At 63.9% G+C, this 17,321-nt stretch carries 17 protein-coding genes, 1 tRNA gene, 1 pseudogene and 1 riboswitch; of the genes and pseudogenes, 8 read left to right on the top strand and 11 right to left on the bottom strand.

What is annotated here, in order from left to right; genetic code table 11:
* Positions 1 to 16: 16 nt before the first annotated feature.
* Complete coding sequence (locus ACVWVY_RS09135; RefSeq protein ID WP_456626067.1) at positions 17 to 469, bottom strand: hypothetical protein; 453 nt, start codon at positions 467 to 469, stop codon at positions 17 to 19.
* 118 nt (positions 470 to 587) lie between these two features.
* Positions 588 to 661: transfer RNA gene (locus ACVWVY_RS09130), tRNA-Gly, on the bottom strand.
* Between the two features lie 140 nt (positions 662 to 801).
* On the opposite strand from ACVWVY_RS09130, the gene ACVWVY_RS09125 reads away from it, so the two are divergent.
* The 6 genes from ACVWVY_RS09125 to ACVWVY_RS09100 all read left to right on the top strand — a co-directional run bounded on the left by ACVWVY_RS09125 (position 802) and on the right by ACVWVY_RS09100 (position 4,219).
* A complete protein-coding gene (locus tag ACVWVY_RS09125; protein ID WP_456632153.1) occupies positions 802 to 1,380 on the top strand; it encodes a methylated-DNA--[protein]-cysteine S-methyltransferase in 579 nt (192 codons plus the stop codon).
* Between the two features lie 9 nt (positions 1,381 to 1,389).
* Entirely contained in the window at positions 1,390 to 2,229 is an 840-nt protein-coding gene (locus ACVWVY_RS09120; RefSeq protein ID WP_456626066.1) for a helix-turn-helix transcriptional regulator, read from the top strand.
* A gap of 53 nt (positions 2,230 to 2,282) precedes the next feature.
* Positions 2,283 to 2,642: a VOC family protein gene (locus ACVWVY_RS09115; RefSeq protein WP_456626065.1), complete on the top strand. Its 360-nt coding sequence runs from the start codon at positions 2,283 to 2,285 to the stop codon at positions 2,640 to 2,642.
* 140 nt (positions 2,643 to 2,782) lie between these two features.
* Positions 2,783 to 3,184 carry an SRPBCC family protein gene (locus tag ACVWVY_RS09110; RefSeq protein WP_456626064.1) on the top strand — a complete coding sequence of 134 codons (402 nt, stop codon included), beginning with the start codon at positions 2,783 to 2,785 and terminating at the stop codon, positions 3,182 to 3,184.
* On the top strand, positions 3,181 to 3,711 hold the full coding sequence (locus tag ACVWVY_RS09105) for a hypothetical protein (RefSeq protein WP_456626063.1): 531 nt from the start codon (positions 3,181 to 3,183) through the stop codon (positions 3,709 to 3,711). Before ACVWVY_RS09110 ends, ACVWVY_RS09105 begins: the two co-directional genes overlap by 4 nt.
* Before the next feature lie 97 nt (positions 3,712 to 3,808).
* The gene (locus tag ACVWVY_RS09100) at positions 3,809 to 4,219 is read left to right on the top strand and encodes a hypothetical protein (protein ID WP_456626062.1); all 411 of its coding nucleotides are present in this window, start codon (positions 3,809 to 3,811) and stop codon (positions 4,217 to 4,219) included.
* Positions 4,220 to 4,283: 64 nt separating this feature from the next.
* On the opposite strand, the gene ACVWVY_RS09095 is transcribed toward ACVWVY_RS09100, so the two are convergent.
* On the bottom strand, positions 4,284 to 5,726 hold the full coding sequence (locus tag ACVWVY_RS09095; protein ID WP_456626061.1) for an MATE family efflux transporter: 1,443 nt from the start codon (positions 5,724 to 5,726) through the stop codon (positions 4,284 to 4,286).
* 208 nt (positions 5,727 to 5,934) lie between these two features.
* Here ACVWVY_RS09095 and ACVWVY_RS09090 point away from each other — a divergent pair, with 208 nt between their 5' ends.
* Positions 5,935 to 7,272 (top strand): PQQ-dependent sugar dehydrogenase, encoded by a 1,338-nt coding sequence (locus tag ACVWVY_RS09090; RefSeq protein ID WP_456626060.1) that lies wholly within the window; start codon positions 5,935 to 5,937, stop codon positions 7,270 to 7,272.
* A gap of 17 nt (positions 7,273 to 7,289) precedes the next feature.
* Here the strand turns inward: ACVWVY_RS09090 and ACVWVY_RS09085 are convergent, their stop codons facing one another.
* From ACVWVY_RS09085 to ACVWVY_RS09050, 8 genes and pseudogenes are all read right to left on the bottom strand, one after another.
* On the bottom strand, positions 7,290 to 8,051 hold the full coding sequence (locus tag ACVWVY_RS09085; protein ID WP_456626059.1) for an SDR family NAD(P)-dependent oxidoreductase: 762 nt from the start codon (positions 8,049 to 8,051) through the stop codon (positions 7,290 to 7,292).
* Between the two features lie 10 nt (positions 8,052 to 8,061).
* A complete protein-coding gene (locus tag ACVWVY_RS09080) occupies positions 8,062 to 8,664 on the bottom strand; it encodes an HD domain-containing protein (RefSeq protein ID WP_456626058.1) in 603 nt (200 codons plus the stop codon).
* A gap of 55 nt (positions 8,665 to 8,719) precedes the next feature.
* On the bottom strand, positions 8,720 to 9,025 hold the full coding sequence (locus ACVWVY_RS09075; protein ID WP_456632152.1) for a PEP-utilizing enzyme: 306 nt from the start codon (positions 9,023 to 9,025) through the stop codon (positions 8,720 to 8,722).
* Between the two features lie 400 nt (positions 9,026 to 9,425).
* Positions 9,426 to 10,529 (bottom strand): annotated as a pseudogene (locus ACVWVY_RS09070) (PEP-utilizing enzyme); the annotation flags it as partial.
* Between the two features lie 49 nt (positions 10,530 to 10,578).
* Positions 10,579 to 11,658, bottom strand: a complete 1,080-nt coding sequence (locus tag ACVWVY_RS09065; RefSeq protein WP_456626057.1) for a PEP/pyruvate-binding domain-containing protein — start codon at positions 11,656 to 11,658, stop codon at positions 10,579 to 10,581.
* Between the two features lie 38 nt (positions 11,659 to 11,696).
* A complete protein-coding gene (locus ACVWVY_RS09060; RefSeq protein WP_456626056.1) occupies positions 11,697 to 12,959 on the bottom strand; it encodes a cytochrome P450 in 1,263 nt (420 codons plus the stop codon).
* Positions 12,960 to 13,076: 117 nt separating this feature from the next.
* Positions 13,077 to 14,567, bottom strand: a complete 1,491-nt coding sequence (locus ACVWVY_RS09055) for an AfsR/SARP family transcriptional regulator (protein WP_456626055.1) — start codon at positions 14,565 to 14,567, stop codon at positions 13,077 to 13,079.
* Positions 14,568 to 14,687: 120 nt separating this feature from the next.
* Positions 14,688 to 15,794, bottom strand: coding sequence for a 2'-deoxycytidine 5'-triphosphate deaminase (locus ACVWVY_RS09050; protein ID WP_456626054.1), 1,107 nt, complete (start codon positions 15,792 to 15,794; stop codon positions 14,688 to 14,690).
* Between the two features lie 109 nt (positions 15,795 to 15,903).
* Positions 15,904 to 15,983: riboswitch (SAM riboswitch) on the top strand.
* 70 nt (positions 15,984 to 16,053) lie between these two features.
* Here ACVWVY_RS09050 and ACVWVY_RS09045 point away from each other — a divergent pair.
* On the top strand, positions 16,054 to 17,247 hold the full coding sequence (locus tag ACVWVY_RS09045; RefSeq protein WP_456626053.1) for an O-succinylhomoserine sulfhydrylase: 1,194 nt from the start codon (positions 16,054 to 16,056) through the stop codon (positions 17,245 to 17,247).
* The last annotated feature ends 74 nt before the right edge of the window (positions 17,248 to 17,321 follow it).

Below are 17,321 nucleotides of genomic sequence, written 5' to 3'. Positions count from 1 at the left end.
GTAGCAACGCAATAGGTCAGTTCACCTTCGACAATCGGCCGGGCAATATTGAGTTGGAATACGTCTGCACTGAGCGCTTGCCAAAATAATTCCAGAAAATCAGACTCATTTCTTGCTCCGTTGACCAACAAGTACCGTCGAACGACTCCAGAAAGCCCCGATATGGAGCGCTCCCTGCACGCAACTCGCGAAGACGCATATCAGAACTGAGCATGTCTCGTATGAGACCAAAGAGGCTTTCGACTAACGCGTCGTTGCCTGCAGTTGGCTCAAAGCGGGTATGCCAATTCCCCCAGCATAAAGTAATGGCCTCGGCAGCAATTTCGCACTGAATATCGAAACCGCTTGGACCGCTGCTTGGTATCGACAAACACAAGCCATCAGACGCCGCGGACCACTGATGTGCAATTTCGGGATTCTTGGCGAAGAGCGCCGTACCGTATTGTTGGAACAATTCAGGTAAGTTCATGTCAGCCACCTCGCTAAGCCAAGCGAGCATCATTCGCGCACGAGGATTGTCTAAACATGAAACAGAACAGGGGGACTGCAAAGCAGCTTAAAAAAGTCCGCCGATGTGAGCTAAATATTGGAGCGGGCGAAGGGAATCGAACCCTCGTATGCAGCTTGGGAAGCTGCCGTTCTACCATTGAACTACGCCCGCGATCGCCCCCATGATTAGCCGACCTCGCGCCATCCGCCAAGCTGTTCCATTGCTCTCCTCGCCTCACTGTTAACTTCCCCAAAATTCCAGATGCGCGTTCCAAAGGCGGTGCTATGATCCTTTCTTGGGGCAAGCGGCGTATGACGGGGCGTGGCTACACTATTTTCGATTCGGGGATCGGCCGCTGCGGCATCGCGTGGGGGCCATCGGGCATTATTGGCGTGCAGCTTCCCGAGGTTCGCGAGATCGATACGCGGCGGCGGCTGTATCAGCTCTATCCGGATGAGCGCGAACTTCGCCCTCCCCCGAATGTCCAGGTTGCAATCGAGGGCATCACAGCCCTGCTGCGCGGGGCGGCATGCGACTTTGCCGAGGTCGCGCTGGATATGACCGGCATTCCCGCCTTCAACCAGCGCGTTTACGCCTATGCGCGCGCGATCCCGCGCGGCGAGACCCGGACCTATGCGGAAATTGCCTCGGCCTTACGCGCATCCGGCGCGGTCTATTCGGTCGCGCAAGCGATCGCGCGCAACCCCTTCATGATCATCGTGCCCTGCCACCGCGTGCTCGAAGCGGGCAACTATGCCGACAAGATCTCACCCCATGGCGGGGCGATCTCCAAGCGCCGGCTGCTGTCGATCGAGGGCACCAGCCCCACCGCCAGCAAGACGCTGTTCGACGTGCTGCTGCCCGTTGCACCGCCGCGGGCCCATAACTAGATCTGCTGGATGATCGCGAACACGCTCATCGCGCGCAAATTGATATCCGTGTCCGATTTTCGCTGCAGCGCGGGGCCCGGCGACCTGCCGTTCGCGGAGCAGCATCGCTGTCACTCGATTTCCTATGTGCGCAAGGGCAGTTTCGGCCTGCACTGCCGGGGCAAGTTCAGCGAACTGGTGGCGGGATCGGTGCTGATCGGCCATCCCGGCGATGAGTATACCTGCTCCCACGAGCACGTCTGCGGCGACGAGTGCCTGTCGTTCTTCCTCGCTCCCGAGCTCGTTGAAGCGATCGGCGACAGCCAGACCCCCTGGCAGGTCGGCTCCGCGCCGCCATTGCCGGAACTGGTGGTGCTCGGCGAACTGGCGCAATCGGCAGCAGATGGCAGCAGCGACATCGGGCTCGACGAGATCGGTCAGGTGCTGGCGAGCCGCTTTGTCGAGGTGGTTTCAGGTAGCCAGCGCAAATCCGGCCCTGATGCTGCCCGCGACCGCCGACGCGCGGTGGAGACCGCGCTGTGGATCGATGCCAACTCGCACCACCAGATCAATCTGGAAGATGCCGCCACGCAAGCCGGGATCAGCCCGTTCCATTTCCTGCGGCTGTTCTCGCAAGCGCTCGGCGTCACCCCCCACCAATATCTGGTGCGCTCGCGGCTGCGCCACGCCGCGCGACGGCTGGCCGATGACGACAGCCCGATCACCGACATCGCCTATGATGTCGGCTTTGCAGACTTGTCCAATTTCGTGCGCACGTTTGGCCGCGCCGCGGGCGCCTCGCCGCTCAAGTTCCGTCAGGCCTCGCAGGGCAAGCGCAAGATTTTCCAAGAACGGCTGGCGCTCCACTAGCTAGGCTTTCTCCAGGCCGCGCGATCTCGCGCGCTTTTGAACTGGAGAACACCATGTACGACCACATCGGATTACGCTTGGGAGACCTCGACACCAGCGTGCGCTTCTATACGGCAGCCCTTGCGCCGCTCGGCTTCGTGCTGTGCTCGCAGGACGATTCCGGCGCAGGCTTCGGCCCGAAGGGCGCACCGGCGCTCTGGCTGCATCGGCACAAGGGATCGGCCGGCTCGGCCGCGCACGTCGCGTTCCGCGCCAAGGATCACGCGGCGATCCAGAAATTCCACGCCGAAGGCCTGAAGGCCGGTGGCCGCGACAATGGCGGCGCGGGACTGCGTGCGGATTACAGCCCGACCTACTTTGCGGCGTTCCTGATCGACCCCGACGGCAACAATGTCGAGGCGGTGTGTACGTGATGACGCCAGCGACGACGTAGGGTGGGCAAAGCGAAGCGTGCCCACCACCGAAGCTAGAAAATCTTGCAGAGATGGTGGGCACGGCGCAAAGCGCGCCTTTGCCCACCCTACGAAACTCATTCCAGCAACAAGGAAACACCATGGCTTCCATCCACAAGGAAATCCTCATCGACGCCTCGCCTGATCACGTCTGGGATGCGCTGCGCGATTTCGGCGCGCTGCATACGCGGCTGGTGCCCGGCTTCGTAACCGACACCAAACTCGACGGCGACGCGCGCATCGTCACGTTTTCGAACGGCACGGTGGCGCGCGAGATCCTGGTCGATTGCGACGACAAGAGGCGGCGGCTGGTCTACGCCATCGTCAGCGAGCGCATCAAGCAGCACAGCGCTTCCGCGCAGGTGTTCGCCGAAAGCGACGGGCGCACCCGCTTCGTGTGGGTCGCCGACGTGCTGCCGAACGAGATCGCACCCTACATGGATGCGCAGATGGATCTCGGCCTCCTCGCCATGCAGAAAGCATTGGGACGCAGCGCCGCATGATATCAGCGTTTCTCGACGCCCTCGGCGCGGACGGCCCCGCGGCCGACCGCGCCGGCAGGATGGATCTCTACGGCCGCTTTGTCGGCTCCTGGGATCTCGACGTCAGGCAATTTTCCGAAGACGGCACGAAGCGCCGCCGCGCCGGCGAATGGCATTTCGGCTGGGCGCTGGAGGGGCGCGCGATCCAGGATGTCTGGATCGTGCCGCCACGCGGCGAACGGCGACATGGCGATGCCACGGCCAGTTTCAACTCGTACGGCACCACGCTGCGCGTCTACGATCCCGATATCGACGCCTGGCGGATTCAGTGGACCGACCCGGTGACGCGGAATTTTCTGCAGATGATCGGCCGGGCGGAAGGCTGCGACATCGTGCAGCTGGGCACGCGGCCGGACGGCCAGCTGGCGCGCTGGAGTTTTAGAGACATCACCGCCGATTCATTCCTCTGGCGCGGCGAGGTCTCGGCCGACAACGGCGCGACATGGCGCGTTGTCACCGAGTTCACCGCCCGCCGTAGGGAGGCGTGATCTTTCTCACGGATCGGCTCACTGCCCTTTCCTAGCCTCCCCGCATGCGTCCGAACGTCGCCGCGCCTGCGGCGGCGAGCGCATGAGGAACAGAACCATGACTGGAGCTGACAAGGTAGTCTGTCAGGTGGCCACGCTGCTTTTGCTGTTCACCCTGACCACGATGCCGGCGAAGGCGCAATTCGCCGGAGGCGGCGGCGGCCAAGACATGATGACGCAGATGGCGCCGATGCTGGAAATGATGAAAGCGAAGATGGGCAAGCGCCGCTTCGCCATGATGATGCAGACCATGGGCCCGATGATGAGCCGCATGATGGAAGGCGGCGGCGGTGGCGGTCTCGGCGGCATGATGGGCGGCGGCGGAATCCCTGGCGGCCTCGGCGGCGGAGATTTCATGGGCATGCTCGGCGGCGGTGGCGGCGGCGAGCTGATGAGCATGGTCCCGCAACTGATGCGCATGGCCAATGTCGGCGGCGGACGCCACGGCCGGCGTCACCGGCGGCGATAGTCATTTCCGTCACTGCCTGCGACAAACGCGAAGCGTTTGCGTTTGTCGCAGGCAATGACGATCGTCACGACAACGCCGGCCTAACCGCGGGCGCAGCCCGACGCTTCGGTCCCCACCGCGTCAGCATCACGCTGATGCAGGAGAGCACGCCAAGCAGCACCATCGAGGCGGCCGCCAGCATGAAGAAATTCTGCGCGGTCGCATCGTGGGTCGTGAGCCACCAGCCGCCGGCGATGATGAACAACAGCCGCACGGTCTGCGCCAGCACCGGGCCGATCACCTTGGCCGCGCCCTGCGATGAGAAATAGCAGGTCGTGGACAGGCCGAGGAACGCGTACATCGGCGCCGCCGTCGACAGATATTGTCGGCTTGCGGCGCGCACGGTCGCGTCGTCGGTGAAGAAATTCACCCAGATGTCGGGGAATACCGCGATGAAGCTCGCGACCGCGCCGACCGAAACGAATGCGACGAACCCCGCGATCCAGCAGATCCTGCGGGCGCGCGCGATGCGCTGCGCACCGATCGCCATGCCGACCATCGGCACCGTGGCGATGCCGATCGCGAAGGAGATCGAGGTCAGCATGAATTCGAGCCGCGCGCCGATGCCGTAGCCGGCGAGGATCTCGGTGCCGAAACTCGCCAGCATGTGGGTGAAGATGCTGATGGTCAGCACCGATTGCAGCGGCGAGAAGCAGGCGATCGCACCGACCTTCAGGATGTCGATGAACATCGCCCACTGAATCCGTAAGCCCCGGATCTTTGGAATGACGCGCGCGCGGCCCGAGAACAGATACCAGGACATCACGGAGATGCTGATCAGGTAGGCGATCAGCGAGCCCGCCGCGACGCCGCGCATGCCGAATTGCGGGATCGGGCCGAGGCCGAGGCCGAGCGAGCCGCCGATGACGATCTGGCAGGCCGACGACGACAGCATCAATAGCGAAGGCAGCTTCATGTTGCCGGTGCCGCGCAAGATGCCCGACATCGTGTTCATCAGCCACGGCACGACGGCGCCGCCGAAGAAGATCTGCGTGTAAGCCACCGCCTGCGTCAGCACGTTGCCGCGACCGCCGAGCAGTTCCAGCAGCGCGGGGCCGAAGATCAGCATGCCCAGCATGAAAACAAGCCCGAAGCAGAGGCCGATCACGAGCGCATGCGCCGCCAGCGTCGAGGCGCGATCGACATCGCCGGCGCCGAGCGCACGCGCAATCGCCGACGCCACGCCGCCACCCATGGCACCGCCCGACATCGTCATGGTCAGGATCACGGTCGGGAATACCAGCGCCATCGCGGCCAGCGATTCCACGCCGAGGCGGCCGATATAGGAGGTCTCGGCGATCACCACGCAGGTGCCGGCGGTCAGCGCGATCACGTTCGGCCAGGCCAGCCATAGCAGCGTGCGCAGGATCGGGCCGTCGAGCAACGCGTGCTTCGCCGGCGCGGCCGGCGGCGGAAGCGGGCGCTCGTCCTCGTCTACGGGAATTTCGGCAACGCCGATATCGGACATTTCTGCTCCCGCGCGCGGGCTTGGAGCCGCGGCGCGCCGCTTCCTAGCACGGCGGGGGGTGATTCCACGTGCGCCCGGCGCATTGGGGGCCTGCGGGATTGCAGGCGGACCGCTATTTCGGGCCGTTTCACGGGGAATTCATGCCGGGCCGAGAACGTTCCGGCACGCACCGCATTGTCAATGGCGAGATCCCTCAAGGAGCCCTGCCATGCGCAAGAACATCCACCTCGCTTTGTGTGTCGGCGCACTGGCGCTGCCGCTTGCCGCCTGTAACGACCCCAAGGACACCGCGACCGTGGCGCAGAGCTATGGCCCCTCGCCCACCCTGCCGCCGCCGGAACATTCATGGATCCCGACGGTCGATATCGCGTCCGTCAACCGCTGGCCCGACGGCGCCAAGCCGACCGCCGCCAATGGCATGACGGTCGCCGCCTTCGCCACCGGGCTCGATCATCCGCGCACGGTCTATGTGCTGCCGAACGGCGACGTGCTGGTCGCCGAAAGCAACGCGCCGCCGAAGCCGGACGACGGCAAGGGCATCAAGGGTTATATCTACAAGCAGGCGCAGAGCTGGGCGGGCGCCGGGGTTCCGAGCGCCAACCGCATCACGCTGCTGCGCGATGCCGATGGCGACGGTGTCGCCGAAACACGCAGCACCTTCCTCAGCGGGCTGAATTCGCCGTTCGGCATGGTGCTGGTCGGCGAGGATTTCTATGTCGCCAATACCGATGCGATCATGAAATTCCCCTATTCGACCGGCGCCACCAGGATCAGCGCCCCCGGCGTCAAGCTTGCGGACCTGCCCGCCGGCACGCTCAATCACCACTGGACCAAGGACCTCACGGCAAGTCCGGACGGCACGAAACTTTACGCAACCGTCGGCTCCAACAGCAATGTCGGCGAAAACGGCATGGAGGCCGAGAAGGACCGCGCCGCGGTCCTGGAGGTCGACCGCGCCAGCGGCCAATGGCGCGTATTCGCCTCGGGCTTGCGCAACCCGAACGGCCCGGCCTGGAATCCGAAGACCGGCGAGTTCTGGGTCGTCGTCAACGAGCGCGACGAACTCGGCAACGATCTGGTTCCCGATTACATGACTTCGGTGAAGGACGGCGCGTTCTACGGCTGGCCGTACAGCTATTACGGAGATCATGTCGACACCCGCGTCGAGCCGCGGCGGCCCGACCTGGTGCAGAAGGCGATGGCCCCGGATTATGCGCTCGGCGCGCACACGGCCTCGCTCGGACTCGCCTTCAACACCGGCAATTTGTTTCCGCCGGCGATGGAAGGCGGCGCCTTCATCGGCCAGCACGGCTCATGGAATCGCAAGCCGCGTGCCGGCTACAAGGTGATCTTCGTTCCGTTCAAGGACGGCAAGCCTTCAGGTGCGCCGCAGGACGTTCTGACCGGCTTCCTCAACGAGACAGGCGAGGCGCAGGGCCGCCCCGTCGGCGTGCGGCTCGACAAGCAGGGCGCGCTCTTGGTCGCCGACGACGTCGGCAACACGATCTGGCGCGTCACGCCGGCGGCGAAATCGGCATCGCGGTGAGCATCGCGGCCTGAACGCTAGAGAAACTGCCGGCCGCCATCGACCACGAGCGTCTGGCCGGTGACGAAGGTCGCGTGCGGAGAAGCCAGAAACAGCACGGCGCCGACGATGTCGCCACTGACCGCAGCGCGCTTCAGCGCGCCCCGCGTCACGCCGTATTCGGCAGCATTGTCCAACAGGCCGAGACTGGCGCCGGTGAGTGTAAGGCCGGGCGCGATCGCGTTGACCGTGACGTTATCGTCGCCGAGTTCGCGGGCGAGCGCCCGGGTCATGGCGATGATCGCGCCCTTTGAGGAAACGTAGTGCAACCACATCGGCGATCCGCTCATGACCGTCGCGGACGACACATTGACGATCGCGCCGCCGCCGGACGCGCGGAGCAGCGGCGCGACGGCCCTGGTCATGATCCAGGTGCCCTTCACGTTGACGCTCATCACGCGGTCCCATTCCGCTTCGGAAATCGACTCAAAGCTTGTGCGCTGCAGCCCGGCATAAACGGCGGCATTGTTCACCAGCACGTCGGCGCCGCCGAGGCCATCATGCGCCACACGGGCCAGCCGCTCGGCCGACGCGAGGTCCGTTACGTCGACGGCCTGCGGAAGCGCCCGGCCGCCCTTCGCCGCGATCAATCGCGCCGTCTCTTCGGCGCCGGCAACGTCGATATCGGCAGCGACCACGCTCGCGCCGGCAGCAGCAAAGGCCTCGGCAAAGGCACGGCCGAGGCCGCCCGCCGCCCCGGTGACGATAACCCGCTTGCCGCCTAGTTCGAGCCCACCCATCGGCTGCTGCTCAGATCAAATGAAGCATCAGGGCCTGCCTGGTCGCGGCCAGTTCCTGCGTCGCCATCGCTCGCCCGGCATCGGTTTCGAGCAGCGCAAACTGACCATCAAGGCGATCGGCATATTGGCGGGGATTGAGCTTGAACCAATCGCTGGCCACGGCGACACCCGTGACCGTAAAGCGCCAGAGCTTGTCGGCATCGCGCACCAGCCGGTCGTTGAGCGAACGGGGATACGGCCGCGTGTCGTGGCCGTCGATGATCTCGCCGACGGCCGCGATCACAGGCTCGGGCCAGCCGGTGTTCGCCAGAACTTCGCGCGACAGGCGCACGCCCTCCTTCTCATGCAGGAAGCGCACGTCGGATTGCATCATGTTTGGTCCGAAACCTTTTTCGATGATGTCGGTCATGTCGATCGACCACCAGCCGATGTCGTGCAGCAGGATGGCGAGCGAAACGATATCCTCGTCGGCGTCGGGATGAAGCTTCAGCAGTGCCTGCGCGAAGGCAAAGGACAGCGGGATATGCACGTCGTTCTTGCGGGCGCGCATATAGGGTTCGGCTTCACGCCAGACGGCATCGTAGCGGCCGGGTGTATCGAATCTCGTCAGCATATTCAGGATTCCGTTTCGCGTGGCGGCGGTTTCGCCGCCACGCCGTTGCTTTTCGTCAGGACAGGATCGTGACCTCGCCCGTCGAGCCGTTGACGCGGAGCATCTGCCCGGTCTTGATTGACGTGGTCGCATTGCCGGTGCCGGTCACGGCCGGCAGGCCGTATTCGCGGCACACGATCGCCGCGTGCGACATCATCCCGCCGATGTCGGTGACGGTCGCCTTGATCTTGCCGAACACCGGCGCCCAGCTCGGCGCCGTAACCGGGGCAACAAGAATTTCTCCGGGTTCGATCAGACCGAGATCTTCGGCCGACCGCAGCACGCGCGCGCGACCTTCGACGGTGCCCGGAGACGCCGCCATTCCGGTCAGCACCGACTTGTCGGCAGACCCGTTCAACCAACGGCCGACGCTTTCGGTGGTGATGCCCCACAACATGATGGTGAAGGGCTCGGTGATCACGGCGGGAGGTTCGTTCAACGCCGGCTGCGGCGACTGCGTCGCCAGGGCCGCCATGATCTTCCTGCGGCTCGCGATCTCCGCCGGCCAGTAATCGGGTCCAACCGGATCGGTGCCCACCGCCCAGGCATTGCCGTAGTCGAACAGCGCGTCGCGGACTTCCTGCCGCGTCAGATAGAACATGTCGTCGGGCTGTTCCCAGAAGCCGGCCTCGTGGAGGATACGGCTCAGTCCGCGCATCTTGCGCCCAGAACACGCCCATCGACCAATGCTCGATGTAGAAATTGTGGTTCTCGACATAGGGAAACACGGTGCGCGCAAGGCCGAGCTTGCCTTCGAACGCGGCGCGGGCGTCCGCGTCGAGCAATTCGGCATACTCCTTCGTGATGCGGTCGCGCTCGGCGGCGATCTTTGCAGTGGGGCGGTCGATCTCCTCCCCCTTTTCGAGGCGGGCGATATAGTCCCTGATGTAGCCGAGCGGGATATCGAGGTGTTCGATCCAGTATTTGTCGGTCGAATAGAAGCCGTTTCCGGACGTGAAATTGAACCAGGGGTCCTGCGCCTGCTTCCACGCCTCGAGCCATCGTTGGCCGTTCGGCCGTTGCGCGACCGCCGCCAGCGCCGCGTCAGCCGTGCCGGTCCGAAGCGCGGTTGCGATGTCGAGCTGCACGGCGAGCTTGGCCAGCTTCTTCAATTCATCGTCGGGCCGGAACAGATCGACATCGACCCCCTGCACCATCTTGGCAATCGCCTGGTCGGGAATTTCAGGAAACTGTCCCTTGAGGAAGCCGAAGAAATCCAGATAGGCGGCGTAGCCGAGATTCAGAAACTCGAAATGGTACTGCCAGGTCTTGTAGAGAAGCTGGATCGACCGGTCGTAGGTCTCCATCACGCCGTAGGTGTTGTCGAGACCGACGCCCTCGGTGACCCAGTCGAGCGGCACCACGTCGGGCAGCTTCTCGAAGTGCAGCGCTTCGAGTGCCGCGATGTTGGCGCGGACCTTCTTGTCCCAGTTGGCGAGCAGGCTGTCCCAGTTCTGGAAGTAGTAGCCTGCGCGTTCCATGAACTGCGGCACACGGCCGGCGATGAGTTCGGGCGCGACGGCGACCGGGCTCATGTAGCAATAGCCGTTGTGGATCCGGTAATCGACGCCATTGGCCGGCGGAATCATGTAGTGGCGGGTGTTGTACTGACCGAGGCACTTGACGGCGAATTCCACCGTCACCGCGTCGAAAGGCTTGAACGGGGTCGGCCAGTGCTGGCTGTCGCAGAACCAGAACTTGCTCTCCTCCTTCTGTTTCAGATTGTCCTGGAAGACGAGATAATAGGGATACAGGCGCTTCCAGTCCTCCGCGCCCTGCGGGGCCTTGATGTCGTAAGGACTGGGAAATCTCACATGCGTCGTCATTCGTTTCTCCCCACTTTGGCCGCCAGCTATTGATCGATCGTGCGCCTGCTCATGGCTTGACCCTGAGCGGTGAGAGCAGCGCGCCGAGCACGCCCTCGATTCCCACCGTGTAGGGCTTTTCCCGCTCCGTCTTTTTCCGGCTCCAGACCGTCTCCGGCCGGCTTTGCAGGATGACGACATTTTCGCCGTCGGGCAGATCGCGATCGATCGCCCACTCGACATCCTGCGGGCAGCCCATGCTCTTCTCGAGCGCCTTGGCGAGGCGGGCGACCGCGATCACCTGCGCATCGCTCAGCGAGGGCAGCGAGCGGCGCGCGGCTTCGACCACCTTGTGAACCGTCCGGCGCGCCGCGCGGTCGGCCACCAGTTCGCTATCCTTCTCGACGATCTTGCGCTTGAGGATCTCGAGCATCACCTTTTCGACCACGAAATTGTCGGGTGTGATTTCGCCTGACACGACGGGCTCACCAAGGCCGAAGGCGGCGTCGATCACGATCCGGGTACGATTGCCGGTGATGGGATCGAGCGTCATGGCGACGCCGGCCGCCGCCGCATCGGCCATCTTCTGCACGCCGACACCCATCTGCGCGTCGAGCCACCCCAGCCCGTTCTTTGCGCGATAGGAGATCGCACGGGCGTTGAACAGGCTGGCCCAACAGGCCTTGACCCGTTCGACGACGTCATCCTCGCCGACAATCCAGAGATAGGTATCCTGCTGACCTGCGAAGCTGGCGTCCGGCATGTCCTCGGCGGTCGCGGAAGACCGCACCGCGACCGGCAGATCGTCGTCCTCCGCGATGGCATGATAGGCCCTGCGGATCTCAGCCTCGACGCCCGCCGGCATCGCGGCCGACATGATCAGCCGGCGGATCTCCGATGATTTTTCTTCCTCGTCATCGACATTGCCGATGTCGATCGACCGCATCAGGGTTTCAACCCTGCTGCGCAGGCGGTCGGATTCGAGGTGTTCGGCATAGGCGTCGGTGGTAATCGCAAAACCATTGGGCACGTTCACCCCGGCCGCGATCATGCGGGCAAGGCTCGCGCACTTGCCGCCCATGCGGGCGCTGTCAGCCTCGGACGCCCTGTCGAAAGCGACAATGAACCTGGCGTCTGGAACCCTTAGCATCTTCAGTCTCCTCAAGACGACGGCGGCGGCACTATTGTTCACGAAGGCCGAGACGCGTCCCATTCAATGTGAAGTTCGGTGGGAGTACGGAATGAGCTGTTGGGCACGAAGCCGAAGGTCTGTTTCGCCTTCAGCCTCACGTCCGGTATTCGCCGCGTCAGTTCTTCCAGCGCAATCGCAAGCTCCATCTTGGCGAGTTGCTGGCCGACGCAGAAATGGATTCCATAGCCGAAGGCAAGATGGCCGCGCGAATCCGTGCGTGTGATGTCGAGGCGCGATGGCTCGGAGAACGCCGCCTCGTCGCGATTGGCGGAGCCGAGCAGCAGCAATATGTCCGCCCCCTCTGGGATGGCGACGCCACCGATCTCGGCGTCTTTCAGCGCGCGCCGCCGCCACGCCACGATCGAGGGGCTGAAACGGAGGATTTCGTCCACGGCGCCGGGAATCAGGGCCGGGTTTGCCACCAGAGCCTCCCAGTTGCGGCGGTGAAGCAGCAATTCGCGTAAGCCGTTGGCGATCAGCGTCGTGGTGGTCTCATGGCCGGCGAACAGGACGCTGTAGAGAACGCCGGCGATCTCGTCATCGCTGATCTCGGCGCCCTCCTTCTGCAGGCGAATGAGATCGCCCGGCAGATCGTCGGACGGGCTCGCATGGCGCTGCGCGACGAGGGCGCGGCAATAGTTCCAGTATTCGACCATGTTGCGGGCGTGCGGCAATTGCTCCGCGTCCGACAAATTGCCCCAGGTCAGGAGCGCGCGACTGACCGCCCAGGCCTTGACCTTCGCCACATCGGCGTCCGGCACGCCGACCAGTTTGAACAGCACGAAGGCCGGGACATCGTAGGCGAACTCGCGGACGAACTCGGCCTTGCCGTTGCCGACGATAGCGTCGAGTGCGTGCGTCACGATCTGCCTGATCTGCGGCCCGATCGCCTTGAAGCGGCGCGGGCCGAAGCAGCCCTGAACCAGCTTACGAATACGGGTATGATCCGGCGGCACGCGGGCGGAGAGACCGGAATAGGCGGTGAAGCCGCCCTCCTGCATGATCCGCTTGCCCTCCGCGCACATGGGACGCAGCGGTGCCTGTGCGTTCTCCGACGAAAACGTCCGCCAGTCCTCGAACACCGCTTTGATATCGGCGTGTCCGGCGACGACGTAATACTGCAGTTCTTCGGAGAAGAAGACCGGCGCTTCGGCGCGCGCCCATTCGTAGAAGGCGAACGGATCGGTGATGTCAAACGGATCGAAATCAATCGATGCGTTTGAAAAAGGGCAGCCCTTTGCGGCCGTCACCGTCGCCATCGTCTCCTCCATGAGCCCTGTTGGGGGTGTTTTTTTCTTGAGAGGATACAGCTCGATCTTTGGTTTTTCTTTAGCCAAAAACTCGAATGAAACCAGTACATTAATGGGCCGCCACCACTAGCTTCGGTCCGCTAGCTCCCGATAGACCTGACGTAGCCAGGCGCTTTGCGGCCGATCGTCGAAATGCCGCAGCGAGTCCCGATAGAGCTTGTATTGCCGATCGATCGCTTCCCGCCGCCCCTGCGCGCGAAACACCCGCATCGCCTCTTCATGGGCAATCTCGCACAAGGGATCGATGGCGAGCGCTTTCTGGCAATGCGCCAGCGCGGTCGAGAAATCCTGACGTTCGCGGTGAATGCACGCGGCGTCGCGCTGCACCTTGAAGAACATGTCGCGCAGCCAATAGCGTTTCGACCAGCACCAGTCGTGCTCGGTGTTGTCGGCGTAATCGGCGGGAATGTCCTCGAACAGATCGCCGGTGTAGAGCCGGTCGGCGGCATGCAGGCAGATCAGCGCTTCGTCGCTTGCGCCTGACTTGATGTGGCTGTGCGACTGGCGACAGAGCTGCTCGAACGTCGAGATGTCGAGCCAGCTTCTTTCCGGCGGCACGAGAATGTAGCGCGATCCGTCGCGCAGCAGATGCTCGCGCATGCCGGCGCCGCGTCCCGGCTTGCCCTGCAAGGCTTCCCGCAGGCATTTGACGGTGTGATAAAGCCGGTTGCGTGCGGTCTCGACCTTGTCCGCCTCCGGCCACAACAGGTCGCACAATTCGTCCGTCGTGCCGCCCTGCCCGCCTTTCTGCAGCAGGTAGGCAAACAGCGTCTTGCTCTTGCGGGTGGCGCCGCCGGAAATCTCCCAGTTCACCTGGCTGCCGTCGGTGCGATAGATCCGCAAGCGGCCGAAGCAGCGGATCTTCCAGCGGTCACTTCTGTCGAAATAGGCCTCGACCGGCTCCTCGGCCGAACGCCGCAGCAACCACATGGGGTCGGCGCCCTCGGCCGCATGGATCGCGGCGGCCGGCAGATCCGAGGGATCCGATATGATCTCCCCGAGCCAGTGGTCGATCTGCTGGCGCAGCGTGCCCTGGGTGAGAAGGTTGGCCGGCAGCCAGTGCGGATTGGCGGCCACCCCCTTGGCGGTCAGGATCGCCGGATGCCCGCGCAACGCGGCGAGCAACTGCTCATCGATCAGGAGGCTCCGATTGTAGAGCGACACCACGCGGATGCCGGGCCTGGACGAAAGCCTGTGCGCCACCAGCGTCCAGTGCTCGAAATTCGCCGCCGCCGAGTTCGTTTCCAGGCCCCATCCCATGTCGATCGCCAGGATCGTTTCCGTCGCCGACCCTTCGAGTTCGAGCCAGCGTTCGATCTGGCGTTCGACCTGCGCGAATGAAATCGGCACATCGAGAAACGCCAGATCCGAATAGGTCCGGCACAGGGTCGTCACGTTGCTGCCGCTGGCCGGTGGCTTGCCGGCCGCGGCAACGACCAGGATTCGCGCCGGAGAGAGATGATCGATCGCGGCATCGATGAATTCGGCAAGCAGCGTCCGCTGACGCTTCGCGAAGAACGCGAGATTCGTAACAGGCGGGCTATCGCCGGAGTCCATGCCATCGCTCCCGTAGCGGGCTCAGAATGATCGCTGTGGCCAGGAAAGGGAACCGCGATTGTCAGGAGAGGCAGCGCTCATGCGCCGCAAGACGGTCGGGCCGGCCGCCCGGTAGCGGGGCTACACCCGGAAATGCTTGGAGAGCTTCAACCCCTGCGCCTGGTAGTTCGAGCCGATCCGCTGGCCGTACAAGGCGTGGGGCCGCGACAGCATTTTCTCGTAGACCAGACGGCCGACGATCTGGCCGTGCTCGAGGATGAACGGAACTTCGCGCGAGCGCACTTCGAGGACGGCGCGCGAGCCCTTTCCGCCCGCGCCGGCATAGCCGAAGCCGGGATCGAAGAATCCGGCGTAATGCACGCGGAATTCGCCGACCAGCGGATCGAATGGCACCATCTCGGCGGCGTAATCCGGCGGCACCTGCACGGCTTCCTTCGAGGCCAGGATGTAGAACTCGCCGGGATCGAGAATGAGGCTGCCGTCGGGACGCGCCGGAATAGGCTCCCAGAATTCATCGACGGCATAGCCGCTGCGGCGGTCGATATCGACGACGCCGGTGTGACGCTTGGCGCGGTAGCCGACGAAGCCTGACGTGTTTTCGCCGGAAAGATCGACGGACAACGCGACGCCATTGGCCAAATCCGCGTCGTCGATATCGACCAGCCGCTCGGCGCCGTGCAGTGCGTCGAGTTCGTCGGCGTTGAGGATGGCGTCACCGGTGCGGAAGCGCACCTGAGAGAGCCGCGAGCCCTCGCGCAGCAGCACCGGAAACGTCTTCGGGCTGATCTCGGCATAGAGCGGGCCGTGATAGCCGGCGCCGATCATGTCGAAGCGGCGGGTGCCGTCGGCGATCACGCGCGTGAACACGTCGAGCCGCCCGGTGGAGCTCTTCGGATTGGCGGCCGCCACGATCTGTGGCGGCAGCGCAAGGCTTTCCAGCAACGGGACGATGTAGACGCAATTCGTCTCCAATACCGCACCGTCGGAAAGATCTATTTCGTGCAGCTTCAACTCGTCGATGCGCTCGGCGACGGTGGCGCCGGGACCGGGCAGGAAACTCGCGCGGACCCGGTAGGCGATGTTGCCCAGCCGCAAATCGAGGCTCGCCGGCTGGATCTGACTTTCGACAAAGGGATATTCCGGCAGGATCAGGCCCGCATCCGTCATCGCCGCGATCATGCGGTCGGGCAGAATTCCGTTGGCGTCGGGCGGAAGCTTGAACGGCACGGCGCGATCCTCAATACGGCCCAAATAGCATCCAAACCTCTTAAATATGGGCTTTTAGGGGTTATCCGATGGCCGCCTTGACGGGAAGGGCGCGAGGTAATATCAGCATGACTTATCCCGTGGTGATTTGAGCCGGCCGGCTTGCAGCCACGTTAAATAAGTAGCTAAACAGGCCGGGGACACGTGTGATCCCGGCCTGTGGAAATTTTTCCAGGCCGGTTTTTTGTGACCATTTTCCAATGGTCACGACGGAGGTCACATGTCTGAGACTGGTTCTACCAAGCGCTACCGTCCCGAAACCCGCCTTGTCCATGGCGGCACGCTGCGCTCGCAATTCGGCGAGACGTCGGAGGCGCTGTTCCTCACCCAGGGCTACGTCTACGATAGCGCGGAGCAGTGCGAGGCCCGATTCAAGGGCCACGAGCCCGGCTTTATCTATTCGCGCTATTCCAATCCGACGATTGATATGTTCGAGCGTCGCATGATCGAACTCGAGGGCGCGGAAGCCGCGCGCTCGACCGCGACCGGCATGGCCGCGGTAGCGACCGCGATCCTCGCACCGCTCCGGGCCGGCGACCACGTGGTCGCTTCGAAAGCCCTGTTCGGCTCGTGCCTTTACGTGGTGCAGGATCTCTTGCCGCGCTACGGCATCGAGACGACGCTGGTCGACGGTCTTGATCTCGACCAGTGGCAGCGCGCATTGCGGCCGAACACCAAGTCCTTCTTCCTGGAGAGCCCGACCAATCCGACGCTCGACGTGCTCGACATCCCGGCGATTGCCGAGATCGCGCACGGTGGCGGCGCACGGTTGATCGTCGACAACGTCTTCGCCACGCCGATCTGGCAGAGCCCGCTTTCGCTCGGCGCCGACGTCGTGGTCTACTCCGCCACCAAGCACATCGACGGCCAGGGCCGCTGCCTCGGCGGCATCATCCTGTCCTCGGAAGCGTTCATCGCCGAGCACCTCCATAACTTCATGCGCCATACCGGCCCGTCGCTCTCGCCGTTCAACGCCTGGGTACTGCTGAAGGGGCTGGAGACGCTGGCGGTACGCGTGCGCGCGCAGACCGAGACGGCGGCCAAGGTGGCAAATGCGCTCGCCGAACATCCGAAGATCTCACGGCTGATCTATCCCGGGCGATCGGATCACCCGCAGGCAGCATTGGTGAAGAAGCAGATGCGCGCCGGCTCCACCCTGATCGGCTTTGAGGTCAAGGGCGGCAAGCAGGCCGCGTTCCGCTGCCTCAACGCGCTGCAGATCTCGCGCATCTCCAACAATCTCGGCGACGCAAAGAGCCTCGTCACCCATCCCGCCACGACGACACATCAACGGCTGACGCCGGAGGCGCGCGCCGAACTCGGCATCAGCGAGGGCTTCATCCGCTTCTCGGCCGGGCTCGAGCATGCCGATGACCTGATCGAGGATTTCGAGGCGGCGCTGGAGAAGGCGTGAGGGGCGGATGTGTAGGGTGGGCAAAGCGAAGCGTGCCCACCATCTCGCAACGTGCATTCGGATAGAATGGTGGG

Source organism: Bradyrhizobium sp. URHC0002 (genome assembly GCF_054059515.1).
This window is presented reverse-complemented; position numbering and strand designations above follow the sequence as displayed.

Excerpts from the sequence above, each read along its gene's own strand:
- ACVWVY_RS09105 (WP_456626063.1), top strand. The coding sequence starts at position 3,181 with ATGATATCAGCGTTTCTCGACGCCCTCGGCGCGGACGGCCCCGCGGCC.
- ACVWVY_RS09090 (WP_456626060.1), top strand. The coding sequence starts at position 5,935 with ATGCGCAAGAACATCCACCTCGCTTTGTGTGTCGGCGCACTGGCGCTG.
- ACVWVY_RS09060 (WP_456626056.1), bottom strand. The coding sequence starts at position 12,959 with ATGGCGACGGTGACGGCCGCAAAGGGCTGCCCTTTTTCAAACGCATCG.
- ACVWVY_RS09110 (WP_456626064.1), top strand. The coding sequence starts at position 2,783 with ATGGCTTCCATCCACAAGGAAATCCTCATCGACGCCTCGCCTGATCAC.
- ACVWVY_RS09045 (WP_456626053.1), top strand. The coding sequence starts at position 16,054 with ATGTCTGAGACTGGTTCTACCAAGCGCTACCGTCCCGAAACCCGCCTT.
- ACVWVY_RS09085 (WP_456626059.1), bottom strand. The coding sequence starts at position 8,051 with ATGGGTGGGCTCGAACTAGGCGGCAAGCGGGTTATCGTCACCGGGGCG.
- ACVWVY_RS09065 (WP_456626057.1), bottom strand. The coding sequence starts at position 11,658 with ATGCTAAGGGTTCCAGACGCCAGGTTCATTGTCGCTTTCGACAGGGCG.
- ACVWVY_RS09100 (WP_456626062.1), top strand. The coding sequence starts at position 3,809 with ATGACTGGAGCTGACAAGGTAGTCTGTCAGGTGGCCACGCTGCTTTTG.
- ACVWVY_RS09055 (WP_456626055.1), bottom strand. The coding sequence starts at position 14,567 with ATGGACTCCGGCGATAGCCCGCCTGTTACGAATCTCGCGTTCTTCGCG.
- ACVWVY_RS09125 (WP_456632153.1), top strand. The coding sequence starts at position 802 with ATGACGGGGCGTGGCTACACTATTTTCGATTCGGGGATCGGCCGCTGC.
- ACVWVY_RS09095 (WP_456626061.1), bottom strand. The coding sequence starts at position 5,726 with ATGTCCGATATCGGCGTTGCCGAAATTCCCGTAGACGAGGACGAGCGC.
- ACVWVY_RS09135 (WP_456626067.1), bottom strand. The coding sequence starts at position 469 with ATGAACTTACCTGAATTGTTCCAACAATACGGTACGGCGCTCTTCGCC.
- ACVWVY_RS09075 (WP_456632152.1), bottom strand. The coding sequence starts at position 9,025 with ATGGCGGCGTCTCCGGGCACCGTCGAAGGTCGCGCGCGCGTGCTGCGG.
- ACVWVY_RS09115 (WP_456626065.1), top strand. The coding sequence starts at position 2,283 with ATGTACGACCACATCGGATTACGCTTGGGAGACCTCGACACCAGCGTG.
- ACVWVY_RS09120 (WP_456626066.1), top strand. The coding sequence starts at position 1,390 with ATGATCGCGAACACGCTCATCGCGCGCAAATTGATATCCGTGTCCGAT.
- ACVWVY_RS09080 (WP_456626058.1), bottom strand. The coding sequence starts at position 8,664 with ATGCTGACGAGATTCGATACACCCGGCCGCTACGATGCCGTCTGGCGT.